This window comes from Pedobacter jamesrossensis, from assembly GCF_042650905.1.
GTDB lineage: Bacteria > Bacteroidota > Bacteroidia > Sphingobacteriales > Sphingobacteriaceae > Pedobacter > Pedobacter jamesrossensis.
Genome location: NZ_JBHSBY010000145.1, coordinates 69865 through 83149 on the forward strand (window position 1 = coordinate 69865; position 13285 = coordinate 83149).

Consider the following 13285-nt stretch of genomic DNA (forward strand, 5'->3'; position numbering starts at 1 on the left):
ACCGAATTTTTACCCTTCAAATGTTCAATGTTAAAAATAAAGCTTACATTCATCGCAAGGAAAATTATATGGTTGCGCAAAAAATGTTAGAAGGAAATGTTCTTTGGTCATACGATTATGAACTAAACGACGAAAAAAGATTTGGCTGGATAAAAAAAATTGCTGGGATTTTTTCATTCCTTAAGCCAATGCATAACCACGAGGGCAGTATTTTACTGGCTTCGAATGGTATTTTCATTACTGGCGATGAGCATTTAGAGCTTCCACTTTCGCACATTGAAGAAGTTTACATGGGTTTCGACGAATTATTTCCTGCTTCATCGGTAAAAAACTTTGGTGTACTTTGGCAACCCATCAGAATTAAATCTTTTATAACCAATTCCGAAAGTCAAACCATTTATCTCGTTATAAACTATACAGGCCTTTTTACCGACAATAAAACCTGGTTTAATACCTTAATTAGTTTATTACGATAAAGGAAATACAACATCTGTAATTTCTGGCACCTAAATAACTACAGTTTAATCAAATACTTCAAAATAAAGGTTGATACTTTGATTGAAAAACGTATTTTTGCAATCTTAAATTTTTTAAACAAACATGTCTACAACAGATAACCAGACAACTCAACCTATTAGAAAAGGTTCTTTTTTACAGGAAAATAATAAAAGCTTGCTATTTATAGCTGGTGCTGTAATCGTTTTAATTGGTGTTTACTTTTGGTACCAAAACGTTTACTTAAAAGATCGTGCACAAGAGGCTGCAAGCAAAATGTTTAAAGCAGAACAATTAATCGGCGTAGATTCTTTATCTAACAAAGCGATTAAAGGTGAGGGCGGTTATCCAGGATTAGAGCAAATTGCTAAAGATTACGATAACACTAAATCGGCAAACTTAGCTAACCTTTATTTAGGTGGCATTTATTTACGTAAAGGGGAGTACAAACAAGCTGTTGAAGCTTTAAGTAAATATACTGCAACTGGTAGTCCGGTAGCAGATCCATTAGCTTTAGGTTTATTAGGCGATGCTTACAGTGAATTGAAAGATTACAAACAAGCTTCTACTTATTACAAGAAAGCTGCTGATAAAGCAAGTAAATTTACTTCTCCAATGTTTTTAAAGAAATTAGGTTTAGTAAGCGAAAACCTTAAAGATTTTAAAGGTGCTGTTGATGCTTACACAAAAATTAAAACTCAATACCCTGAAAGCCAGGAAGCTCAATTAGTTGATGCTTACATTGCAAGAGCTGAAGAACAAGTTAAATAATTATTAACTAACTATATTACAGTGAAAGACCATCTTCGGATGGTCTTTTTTTGTTTTACAATATGCTGTCCATTTCGAGAAAGGAAGCAACCTACTTTAATGCCAAATGACTTCGGATCTCGCAAATGAAAATTTTAGGGCGTAGCTAACTATTTATTAAAAGCAGTCATGGTATGCGCAGGCCCAATTGTTACGTAGCTTTTTATTAATTCTACACTTTTATCAATCAACGCAGGAAGTTCTAATTGCTCATTTTTATCGAATAAACCTAAAACAAAATCTACTTGCCTGCCTTTGGGGTAATCGCTACCAATACCAAAACGTAAACGAGCGTAATTTTGCCCTCCACAAACTTCTTCTATACTTTTCAAACCATTATGCCCAGCGCTGCTTCCTTGCAGCTTTAAACGAAGCTTACCCAATGGTAGCGCTAAGTCATCAACAATAACCAAAACATTCTCTGGCGCAATCTTTAGTTCCTTCATCCAATAGTTTACAGCCTTGCCACTTAGGTTCATAAAAGTTGTAGGTTTAATCACATGGAGTTTCTTTCCTTTAAAGCTTACTTCTGCATAATAAGCCAAACGAATGTTATCGAAACTTCCGCCCAAGCCCTTAACCAATTCATCGGCAATATCAAAACCAATGTTATGACGAGTATGTGCGTATTCTGTACCGATATTTCCCAAGCCAACTATAAGATATTTCATGGCTGCAAAGGTAAAAGCTTAAAGCTTAAAGACCAAAGGGAAAAGAAGAAAGCTTAAAGACCAAACAGCAAGAATCAAAGACTAAAGGTTTAAGCTGAAAGACTGAAGATTAAAGAACAAGGATTAAAGAGCAAAGACTAAAGGTTAATATGTAAGAAAGATTATAAAATTCCATCTAAAAAATCCTATCCAAAAAAAAGCGGTGCAAATAAATTTGCACCGCTTAATCTTGTCAATCAAGGAAATCTAAAAATCTTGATTATTTTTTACCTTTAGCTGCTTCAGTTTCTGCTTGTTTTAATGCTCTAGACATTGCAACTGAAACGATAGTATCTTCAGGAGTGTTAGTAACTGTGTAACCTTCAACTTTAAGATCGCGTACACGGAATAAACTTCCAACTTCTAATTTATCTAAGCTTACCTCAACGTTTTGTGGCATTTTAGCTGGCAAAGATTTAACACGAAGTTTACGTAATTTTTGGATCATTTTACCACCCATTTTAACACCTGGAGAAGTTCCCGTTAATCTAACCGGAATTTCCATAACGATTTCTTTATCATCAAATAATTGAAGAAAATCGATGTGCATTAAAACGTCTGTAAGTGGATGAAACTGTGTATCTTTTACGATTGCTTTAGTTTTTGCACCGTTAACTTCAATTTCTACGAAGTTTGCTTCTGGTGTATAAATTACGTCTCTTAAGTCAGCAATTACAACAGCTAAATGTTGTTGTTCTTTACCACCATACAATACCGCAGGAACCTTACCTTCGTAACGAAGTTCCTTGGCATCGCGTTTCCCTACGTTCTCTCTTGGAGAACCGCTAATTGCGATTGTTTTCATTTTATATTTATTTATTATTAGTATTTAAGTAATCAGTATCAAGACATACATCTTAAACTTTTACTGCTTACTTTTTTCTTTTATGCTACTATTCTTCGCTTTGAGCGCTAGTCTTTTGGCTTTCAGCTCGATTATACTTTAAACAAATCACTGATAGAACCATGTTCGTTTACATTAGCAATTGCTCTTGCAAATAAACTAGCTGTACTCAGCACTCTAATCTTCGGACTTTCCATTTTTAAAGGAATCGTATCCGTAACAATTAATTCAGTTAAAACTGAGTTTTCTACCGTTTCAATTGCTTTGCCCGATAAAACCGCATGTGTACAAACTGCTCTAACACTTGCCGCACCATTCTCCATAATCAAAGCCGCGGCTTTTGATAAAGTTCCTGCCGTATCGCAAATATCATCAATTAACACAACATCCTGCCCGGTAACATCTCCAATAATCGACATAGATTCGATTTCATTGGCACGTTTACGGCGTTTATCACAAATAATAACTTCGGCGTTAAAAAATTTAGCAAAGGTACGAGCCCGGTAAGAACCACCCATATCTGGAGATGCTATAGTTAAATTTTTCAAGCCTAAGCTTTTTATATAAGGAACAAATATTACAGAACCATCTAAGTGATCTACCGGAATATCAAAAAATCCTTGTATTTGAGCTGCATGCAAATCCATCGTCATAATGCGGTGAATACCTGCAGATTTTAATAAGTTGGCAACTAATTTAGCTCCTATTGCTACACGAGGCTTATCTTTTCTATCCTGACGAGCTAAACCATAATAAGGAACAACTGCAGTTATATAATGTGCTGATGCTCTTTTCGCTGCATCAACCATCAATAAAAGTTCCATCAAATTATCGCTAGGCTGATAGGTAGATTGGATTAAAAAAACATCACAACCTCTAATTGATTCATCGAATGAAGGCTGAAATTCGCCATCACTAAATTTGTGTATAGTAACTTCACCAAGTGATTTACCGTAACTTTCGGCAATTTTTAGTGATAACCCTCTTGAACCTGTTCCGGAAAATAACTTTACCGAGTTAAACTGCAATGGCATGGTCCGTGTGTAGTTTACGGTTTAAAAAAAATCGGATCATGCATTATTTAAATACACGATCCGATGCTAAATTTTGTTGTCCGACCTGGATTCGAACCAAGACAAACAGTACCAAAAACTGTCGTACTACCCTTATACTATCGGACAAACTACTTATCGAGGATATATCCCCGATTGGGAATGCAAATGTAGGCAGCATATTTTAAATATGCAAGAGTGATTTCAAAAAAAATTAAAATTTATTTTAATCACTAAACTTTTCGAAAAAATCTTTGCCATAGATGCAACATTCCTAGTTTAAATCCGACTTTATAGGCTAAACCTATAACCCATTTACAATCAATCAATAACCGAACTATGACTTACTCCAGAATGAACACAATTACTGGTTGGCTGTGTTTTTTTATCTCCGCGGCAACCTACATTTTAACTTTAGAGCCCTCTGCAAGTTTTTGGGATTGCGGCGAATTTATTGCCTCAGCTTTCCGCCTAGAAGTCGTTCATCAGCCTGGAGCACCCCTGGTTTCGATGATTCAAAGGTTATTTTCGACACTAGCTTTTGGAAATTTAACAAAGGTTGCCTATTTCATGAATGTGGCTTCGGCAATGGCAAGTGCTGCAACAATTTTATTTTTATTCTGGACAATTACCGCATTAGCTAAAAGAACTTTGGTAAAACAAGACGAAGAAATCAGCATCTCAAAAACGATAACCATTTTAGGTGCAGGGCTTGTTGGCGCAATGGCTTATGCATTTTCTGATAGTTTTTGGTTTTCGGCAGTAGAGGCAGAAGTTTACGCAATGTCTTCTTTATGCACGGCAATTGCCTTGTGGGGAATTTTAAAATGGGAATCGCAAGCAGATAAACCCAGAGCAGACAGATGGCTTGCTTTTGTGGCTTATATTATTGGTTTATCAATAGGTGTTCATCTTTTAAATTTATTGGTAATTCCTGCTGTTATCTTTGTTTACTATTTCCGCAAAAATCCAAATCCAACCAATAAAGAAATAATTAAAACCTTTATTCTTTCTATCGCTATTCTGGCTTTTGTACAATTCGGCATTATTCAGTACATGGTTTCAACAGCGGCGTATTTCGATCTATTTTTTGTTAATACGCTGGGATTAGGTTTTGGAACAGGCGTTTTATTCTTTGCTGTTTTATTAATTTCGGGGCTTACTTTAGCGATTAGATATTCTATCAAAACAAATAAAAAAGTATTAAACCTGGCGTTAGTTTCTACAATCTTATTAATATTCGGCTACAGTTCTTTCTGTATGCTGATAATCAGGGCTCATGCAAAACCTAATTTGAATAATACAAATCCAGAAAATGCATTTACATTTTTAAATTATGTAAACCGGGCACAATATGGCGACAGACCATTGCTTTATGGCGAAAATTATAATTCGGAAAAAATAGCGCTTAAAGAAACGGATAAGCTGTACAGAAAAGGTGCGAAGAAATATGAATCTGCAGGCACCAACTCTAAATATGTTTTTGACCAAAATACGTTTATACCGAGAATGTATAGCGATAAACCGGAGCACATACAGTTTTATAAAAACTGGATGGGTTTTGATAACGACCATAAATTATCATTAACTGATAACCTAAAATACATGTTTTCCTTTCAGGCTGGCCATATGTACATGCGTTATTTTATGTGGAATTTTGTTGGTCGTCAAAATAATCAAGATGGTCAATTAGGAGAAAATGGAGGTGCTTGGCTAAGTGGCGTAAAACCAATTGATGCAGTTCGTTTAGGTGACCAGAAAAATTTACCACCATCCATTGCAGACAATAAAGCTTACAATCGCTTTTTCTTTTTACCCTTAATTTTAGGTTTAATTGGAGCAGTTTGGCATTTTAAACGCAACCAGAAACACGCTGGCGTAATTGCTCTACTCTTTTTTTTTACCGGAGTTGCCATTGTTCTTTATTTAAATTCGGTTCCTATCGAGCCGCGAGAGAGAGATTACGCATACGTAGGTTCGTTTTATGCATTTGCCATCTGGATTGGCTTAAGTGTAATCGGTTTGAAAGAATGGGTTTTCCAAAAACTAACACCGACTAAAGCTGCTGTATTCGCTTCTACAATTGGTCTGTTTGCTGCGCCAATTATTATGGCAACGCAAGGCTGGGATGATCATAATCGCTCAGAAAGTTATTTGGCAAGGGATATTTCCGTAAATTATTTGAAATCTTGTGCTCCAAATGCTATTCTATTTACCTACGGAGATAACGATACTTTCCCGGTTTGGTACGCACAGGAGGTAGAGAATATTCGTCCAGATGTACGTGTTGTAAACTTAAGTCTGGTCAATTTCGATTGGGCTATTGATGGAATGAAGAAAAAACAAAACGAATCTGCCCCGCTTCCAGTTTCTATGAAACCAAATCAATATGCAGCAGGAACAAGAGAAGTAATGTATTACCAGGATTTTAAAATTGCACAAAGCATCGAACTGAAAGATATTCTGGAAGTTTTATTATCCGATAATGATGCAGATAAAATTACCCTTCAGGATGGTTCAAAATCAAATGTTTTACCTACCAAAAATTTTAAGTTAACGATAAATCCTAAAGAAGTCGTAGATACAGGAACCGTGCCTGTTGAAGATGCTGGAAAAATTGCAAATGCTATGGAGTGGACTTACGATGGCGAATACATCACAAAAGGAACGCTAGCTGTTCTTGATATTTTAGCAAATAACGATTGGAAAAGACCAATTTATTTCACCAACGCAATGCCCGATGAACAATATATTGGCTTGAAGAAATACTTATATTCTGAAGGCTTAAATTTGAGGCTACTGCCATTAAAAACAGATACCTCAAAAAAAGAAACCTATGAGCAAGTGAATGTGAAACCATTTTACAATAACGTTATGAATAATTATAAGTGGGGAAATATTAAATATGCTAATCATTTAGACAGGCAATCGGCCGATGACGTGACCATGTTTACGAATATGTTTAATGGCTTAATTGGAGGTCTAATTAGCGAAGGCAAAATAGCAGAAAGCCAAAAGGTAATTGATAAATATTACGCGGTAATGCCCGATAAATTTTATAGTATGCGCCAGATTATGAGTTCGTTTTATTTTACTGAAAATCTTTATCGTTTAAATGACCTTAGTCGTGCCAATGCTTTCATTAATAAATCAGCTGATTACATGAATAAAGAGTTAACTCACCTTGCAGATGTTTCTGAAAGTAAAAATCAGCTTTCATCTGAAAGAGAAATACAGGTTTACATGACCTATTTGGGTCAAATGGTAAAACTGACTCAAGCTTATAAACAAAATGAACTCAGCAATAAATTAGAAAAACAGTACAACCAGTTTATGACGAGGTTTACCCCTTTTCTAGGCAGTTAGATTATAATTTACAATCCTACAAAACTCGTAAGGTGTTCTACTTAATAGCATTTTACGGGTTTTGTTATTTAATTGAAATGCGCTTTAGAACTCGTATTATACAATAACAAAATTTTAAAGCGTTAAAATTGTAAAAACAATGGGAGATTTTCCTCATTTATCGACTATATTAATTAATTTCGGCAGCATTTTTATGTGCAAAACATTTAATTTATCATTATCAAATACCAATGAATTATTCAAAAGTTAATAATATTACTGGCTGGATCTGTTTTTTCATCGCAACACTAACCTATGTTCTAACATTAGAACCTTCTGTAAGTTTTTGGGATTGCGGTGAGTTTATCGCTTCTGCGCTTAAAATGCAGGTTGTTCACCAACCAGGTGCTCCTCTATTTTTAATGCTACAAAGATTTTTCTCTGTATTTGCATTCGGCGATGTCACTAAAATTGCTTATTGGATGAACATTGGTTCGGCGATTTCAAGTGGTGCAACGATCCTTTTCTTATTCTGGACAATCACTGCATTAGCTAAAAAAACTTTAGTAAAAGCAGGCGAAGTATTAACGAACGGACAATTAATCAGCATTATGGGTGCGGGTGCTGTTGGTGCTTTAGCTTATACATTTTCTGATAGTTTCTGGTTCTCGGCTGTAGAATCTGAGGTTTATGCACAATCATCATTATTCACTGCAATCGTTTTTTGGGGTATTTTAAAATGGGAAGCACATGCTGATGAACCAAGAGCCGATAGATGGTTATTGTTTATCGCCTATATTATGGGTTTATCAATCGGCATTCACCTTTTAAACTTATTAACGATTCCTGCAATTGCTTTTATTTATTACTTCAAAAAATCAGAAAAAGTTACAACCACTGGTATTTTTAAAACTCTTTTTGTTGGTATTTTAATATTGGGTGTAATTCAATATGGTATTATTCAATATCTCGTTTCATTTGGAGCTTACTTCGACTTGTTCTTTGTAAATACTTTAGGCTTAGGATTTGGAACTGGTGTATTATTCTTCGCACTTTTAGTTATTGGTGCATTAGTTTGGGGGATTCGTTATTCTATCAAACATCAAAAGAAACTTTTAAACCTAGGTTTAATTTCTACCGTTTTAATCATTTTCGGTTATGCATCGTTCTCGATGATTATCATTAGAGCTAAAGCAGATCCAAATTTAAATAACAGCGCACCTAAAGATGCTTTCTCTTTCTTGAGTTATCTAAACCGTGAACAATATGGCGACAGGCCATTGGTATTTGGTCCGAACTATAATTCAGAAAGAACTGGTGTAGAACAAGGAAAAACCATTTGGAGAAAAGGTGCTGAAAAATATGAAGTTGCAGGTAAAAAAAGTGATTATCAATATAGTGATAACACATTTTTACCACGTATGTATAGTGATGACCAGAAACATGCTGAGTTTTACAAAGAATGGATGCATCTTGATGAAAGTAAAAAACCAAATACCGTAGATAACATTGGTTTCTTATTCAGTTATCAAATTGGCTACATGTATCTTCGATATTTTGGATGGAACTTTGTTGGTCGCCAAAACGACGAACAAGGTCAGGGAAGTGGTTTTGAAGGTACTTCTTTAAGTGGAGTTAAGCCAATTGATGCAATTTGGCATGGCGACCAAAGCCATTTACCTCCATCAACGGTAGATAATAAAGCCTATAATAGATTCTTCTTCCTACCTTTAATTATTGGTTTAATGGGTGCTATCTGGCATTTTGGCCGTAATCAAAAAGATGCAGGTGTTGTTGGGTTATTATTTTTCTTTACAGGTATTGCAATTGTTTTATACCTGAATCAAAAACCATTAGAACCACGTGAACGTGACTACGCTTATGTTGGCTCATTTTATGCTTTCTCCATTTGGATAGGCCTGGGCGTTTTAGCCATAAAGGAATGGTTATTTAAAAAGCTAACCCCAGCAACAGGCGCAATCGCTGCAACAGTTATTGGTTTATTTGCAGCGCCAGTAATTATGGCTCAACAAGGATGGGATGACCACGACCGTTCTTCGAAACTAGTTGCTCACGATATTGCTTTAGATTATCTTCAATCTTGCGCACCAAACGCTATTTTATTTACCTATGGAGATAATGATACCTACCCTTTATGGTACATCCAAGAGGTAGAGAAAGTTCGCCCGGATGTTCGTATTGTAAATTTAAGTTTGTTTGATACCGATTGGTACATCAACGGAATGAAGCAAAAACAAAACGATTCTGAACCTTTACCAATTTCGATGAAAGAGTCGCAGTTTGTACAAGGAGAACGCGATGTGATGCCGTACGATGATTATAAAATTGCAGGTAGCGTAGAAATTAAAAACGTTGTAGATTTATTATTATCTGATAATCCTGATGATAAAGTTGCAATGCAAGATGGCACTAAATCGAACTTCTTGCCTACTAAAAACTTTAAACTAACCATTAATCCACAAGAAGTAATTAGCACCGGAACAGTTGCTGCTGCTGATGCAGATAAAATTGCACCGGTAATGGAATGGAAGTTTAACAAAGGTTACGTAACTAAAGGAACTTTAGCCATGTTGGATATTCTTGCTCACAACAACTGGAAAAGGCCAATTTATTTCGCTTCTACGGTTCCTTCAGATCAATATAATGGCTTAGGTAGCTATTTATACAGTGAAGGGTTAGCATTGCGCTTATTACCTTTAAAAGCGGACACAACTGCAAGTGATGAAAGAGAAGAGTTACTTAACACACCTGTTCTGTATAAAAACGTGATGGAAAAATTTAAATGGGGCAATATGAAAACTGCAACATATTTAGATCCTCAATCATCTGATGATACATTTATTTTCACAAATCTATTCAGCAGCCTAACTGGAAGCTTAATTAAAGAAGGTAAAATTGAAGACGCAAAGAAAGTTGTAGATAAGTATTTTGCTGTGATGCCTGAGAAATTCTACGGCATTCGTACCGTAGTTGTAAAATACTACATGGCAGAAAATTTATACAAAATTGGTGAAACAGAAAGAGCAAACGAAATTCTGCTTAAATCGGGTGATTATATTCAAAAAGAATTAACCTACTTGGCCGATATTTCTAACTCGAAAGGAAGTTTAACAGGCACACAGAATGTTCAAACCGGATTGTACTATTTAGATAGAATGATTAAAACAGCTAAAGCTGTTGGACAAACAAAAGTAAGTGCCCAACTCGAAAAACAATTTACAGGCTTAGAAGCCAGATTTTCAGGTTATTTTGGTCAGCAACAAGGTCAATAGATTAAATTGACAATACTAAAAACGCAGCTGCAAATAATTTGTAGCTGCGTTTTTAGTATTCAGACTAATTCCTTAAGTATGAATTGACTTGCTTAATAAAACTCTCAGTAAAGACTTACGAAGTTTTATAAACGCACAAGAAGAAACTTCGTAAGTATGGGTTAAAAACCAAAGCAAAAAAAATCCTGCAAGACAAGTAGTCATGCAGGATTTCAATATAATTAGCTAATGATTATTCATTCACAACACCCATCGCACAGAATTTATCAATTCTCTGCTCGATAAGTTTATCGGTTTTCAATTTACCTAATGATGCTAAATCTTTAAGGATATATTCTTTTAAAGTTTGTCCCATTTGTTCAGGATCTTGATGTGCTCCACCTAGTGGTTCTGGAATAATACCATCAATCAACTTATTCCCAAACATATCGTCTGAAGTTAATTTTAAGCATTCTGCAGCCTTTTCTTTAAAATCCCAGCTTCTCCATAAAATAGAAGAACAAGATTCAGGAGAGATAACAGAATACCATGTATGCTCCAACATATAAACTCTATCACCTATGCCAATACCTAAAGCACCACCCGATGCACCTTCGCCTACGACAACACAGATAATCGGTACACGTAAAACCGACATTTCTAATAAGTTTCTGGCAATAGCTTCACCTTGTCCACGCTCTTCGGCTTCTAAACCTGGGTAAGCACCCATCGTATCAATAAAAGAAACTACTGGCTTGTTAAACTTTTCGGCTAAACGCATTAAACGTAAAGCTTTTCGATAGCCCTCTGGGTTCGCCATACCAAAATTGCGAAACTGACGCTCTTTTGTATTCTTACCTTTCTGATGACCGATAACCATTACTGTTTGACCATTAATAGTTGCAAAACCGCCAATAATTGCTTTGTCGTCTTTTACCGTTCTATCTCCGTGTAACTCTATAAAATCATCGCAAATCATACTTATATAATCAAGCGTTTGCGGTCTGTCTGGGTGGCGGCTCATTTGAACCTTATTCCAACCAGTTAAATTTTTATATAAGTTTTGGGTAGTTTCATCTAATTTACCATCAAGCTCGTCTAACGTGGCAGACATATCTACCTTAGTTTTTTCGGCCACTTGCTTAACCTTTTCTATCTGCTGAACTAAATCGGCAATAGGTTTCTCAAAATCGAATGATGTTTTTATCTGCTGCATAATTGGGTTACAAAAATAAGCAATTATTTTTAGTTTGCAGTTAACAGTTTTTTTTAAGCCGCCACATTAAAATTATTTTATTGGCATCATTAAGCTTGTATTACCACCAGCTTGAGTAGTTGGCAATTTACCATCCCACTTTTTAATCCATTCTTGCTGTATTAACATTGGCGTTAAAGACGATTGCCTTAAACGATTGGCCTCAGATTCTGACTTTGCTCTAACCAACAATGCCTGAGCCTCACCAGTTGCGGTTGCCACTTTAACTTTAGCCTCTGCATCAGCTTGTTTTGCTTGATTTTCGGCCTTTAATCTTGCCTGAATCGAAGCATTTTTCTCATCAATCATTTGTCTTAAACTTTCTGGAGGCGTAATTGCCGAGGTTAACTGGTCGTAAACAAAGCCATCTTTGCTTAAGTTTTTGGTCAGAATCATTTGAATTCTATCCTCAAAACGCTCTCTATTACTCATTACAGAATCAGAACTGAAAGAGTTTGCAACAATCCGGTACGCATCGTAAATGGTATTACGCATAAATTGCTGTTCAATTTCTGCCAAAGGCTTACGATACTGTCTGTAAATCTGCGGAACCATTGTAGAATTTACATGATAGTTTAGTTTAGGGTCAACTTTAAATTCCGCAGCATCTCTTGTAGTAACTACAAAAGGCTCATAATCTACCGACTGTGTGTAGGTCGGGAACTCAACTATTTTGGTTGTCCATGTATTGTACCAAACACGCCCTGTTACAATTGTAATGTTATCAACACCTCTATCTGTGCCATATAAGTTAATTTTTATGCCAACATTACCAGCGTCAATATTTTCGTAGGTAAAGGGCTGTATAACATAAACGATAATTAGCGCAACCAATATTGCACCATATTTTATTAATCTTTTTATTAAAGGTTTTCTTCCGGTTTCTTCGTATTCCATGAGCGTTAAAAGGTTTTTAGTAGTTTTTTGATAGGAAAATATAATATAATTAGTGCCAGAACAATTTCAACAACGCCGATTATCACTTTAAAATCAGACGGTTGACTGATTGCATTTACACCTATGGTAATAAGTGCAATGGCTACAATTATGCAAATTAGATTGAGAACGATATTCATTGTTACTTGGTTTATAAACGAAATATAAAAATTTCATTTATGATATCAAACTTACATTAATGATTTGAAAAGCAATGACAGTAAAATATAGGTAGGTTTCTGCCCCGCTATCTCTGCTGCCATGAAAAATGGCGTTCGTTCTACCGGGTTTAGATTATCCAGTTTTTACAACTATAAAGGGTTTTAGTTGCAGCTGCCGAAGTTAAATAGCACTGATTGAAGGGAGAATACTTTTTTGCGGTAATCCTGAGCGTAGCCTAAGGAGAGCAAAAAATATTGTAGCGCAAAGCAGTACGAACGATTAATATTTCTACTGTATTTGCGCTACAAATTATATAAATAAACTTTAAAAAAGTTCCAATAAAAACTGCTGATTTAAGAAAATAAATGCTTTGCAGCAGCAACTTGAAAAGTCTTAAATTCTAA

9 protein-coding genes are annotated in these 13285 nt (G+C 35.4%); 4 read left to right on the top strand and 5 right to left on the bottom strand.

The window, feature by feature from the left end:
* Positions 1 to 83: 83 nt before the first annotated feature.
* Both ACFOUY_RS20205 and ACFOUY_RS20210 read left to right on the top strand, forming a co-directional pair.
* The gene (locus ACFOUY_RS20205; protein WP_378963094.1) at positions 84 to 476 is read left to right on the top strand and encodes a hypothetical protein; all 393 of its coding nucleotides are present in this window, start codon (positions 84 to 86) and stop codon (positions 474 to 476) included.
* A gap of 124 nt (positions 477 to 600) precedes the next feature.
* Entirely contained in the window at positions 601 to 1266 is a 666-nt protein-coding gene (locus ACFOUY_RS20210) for a tetratricopeptide repeat protein (protein WP_378963095.1), read from the top strand.
* 149 nt (positions 1267 to 1415) lie between these two features.
* On the opposite strand, the gene pth is transcribed toward ACFOUY_RS20210, so the two are convergent.
* The 3 genes from pth to ACFOUY_RS20225 form a co-directional block, all read right to left on the bottom strand.
* Positions 1416 to 1976: an aminoacyl-tRNA hydrolase gene (gene pth / locus ACFOUY_RS20215; RefSeq protein WP_378963096.1), complete on the bottom strand. Its 561-nt coding sequence runs from the start codon at positions 1974 to 1976 to the stop codon at positions 1416 to 1418.
* A gap of 259 nt (positions 1977 to 2235) precedes the next feature.
* Complete coding sequence (locus ACFOUY_RS20220; protein WP_378963097.1) at positions 2236 to 2820, bottom strand: 50S ribosomal protein L25/general stress protein Ctc; 585 nt, start codon at positions 2818 to 2820, stop codon at positions 2236 to 2238.
* Between the two features lie 131 nt (positions 2821 to 2951).
* Entirely contained in the window at positions 2952 to 3893 is a 942-nt protein-coding gene (locus ACFOUY_RS20225) for a ribose-phosphate pyrophosphokinase (protein ID WP_378963098.1), read from the bottom strand.
* 357 nt (positions 3894 to 4250) lie between these two features.
* On the opposite strand from ACFOUY_RS20225, the gene ACFOUY_RS20230 reads away from it, so the two are divergent.
* Positions 4251 to 7277: a glycosyltransferase family 117 protein gene (locus ACFOUY_RS20230; protein ID WP_378963099.1), complete on the top strand. Its 3027-nt coding sequence runs from the start codon at positions 4251 to 4253 to the stop codon at positions 7275 to 7277.
* Between the two features lie 230 nt (positions 7278 to 7507).
* A complete protein-coding gene (locus tag ACFOUY_RS20235) occupies positions 7508 to 10549 on the top strand; it encodes a DUF2723 domain-containing protein (protein WP_378963100.1) in 3042 nt (1013 codons plus the stop codon).
* Positions 10550 to 10781: 232 nt separating this feature from the next.
* On the opposite strand, the gene ACFOUY_RS20240 is transcribed toward ACFOUY_RS20235, so the two are convergent.
* Complete coding sequence (locus tag ACFOUY_RS20240; protein WP_378963101.1) at positions 10782 to 11744, bottom strand: acetyl-CoA carboxylase carboxyltransferase subunit alpha; 963 nt, start codon at positions 11742 to 11744, stop codon at positions 10782 to 10784.
* Positions 11745 to 11816: 72 nt separating this feature from the next.
* A complete protein-coding gene (locus tag ACFOUY_RS20245; protein ID WP_378963102.1) occupies positions 11817 to 12680 on the bottom strand; it encodes an SPFH domain-containing protein in 864 nt (287 codons plus the stop codon).
* Between the last annotated feature and the right edge of the window lie 605 nt (positions 12681 to 13285).

What these genes read in the sequence shown, in the direction of transcription:
- ACFOUY_RS20205 (WP_378963094.1), top strand. Translation starts at nt 84, where the DNA reads ATGTTAGAAGGAAATGTTCTTTGGTCATACGATTATGAACTAAACGAC.
- ACFOUY_RS20210 (WP_378963095.1), top strand. Translation starts at nt 601, where the DNA reads ATGTCTACAACAGATAACCAGACAACTCAACCTATTAGAAAAGGTTCT.
- pth (WP_378963096.1), bottom strand. Translation starts at nt 1,976, where the DNA reads ATGAAATATCTTATAGTTGGCTTGGGAAATATCGGTACAGAATACGCA.
- ACFOUY_RS20220 (WP_378963097.1), bottom strand. Translation starts at nt 2,820, where the DNA reads ATGAAAACAATCGCAATTAGCGGTTCTCCAAGAGAGAACGTAGGGAAA.
- ACFOUY_RS20225 (WP_378963098.1), bottom strand. Translation starts at nt 3,893, where the DNA reads ATGCCATTGCAGTTTAACTCGGTAAAGTTATTTTCCGGAACAGGTTCA.
- ACFOUY_RS20230 (WP_378963099.1), top strand. Translation starts at nt 4,251, where the DNA reads ATGACTTACTCCAGAATGAACACAATTACTGGTTGGCTGTGTTTTTTT.
- ACFOUY_RS20235 (WP_378963100.1), top strand. Translation starts at nt 7,508, where the DNA reads ATGAATTATTCAAAAGTTAATAATATTACTGGCTGGATCTGTTTTTTC.
- ACFOUY_RS20240 (WP_378963101.1), bottom strand. Translation starts at nt 11,744, where the DNA reads ATGCAGCAGATAAAAACATCATTCGATTTTGAGAAACCTATTGCCGAT.
- ACFOUY_RS20245 (WP_378963102.1), bottom strand. Translation starts at nt 12,680, where the DNA reads ATGGAATACGAAGAAACCGGAAGAAAACCTTTAATAAAAAGATTAATA.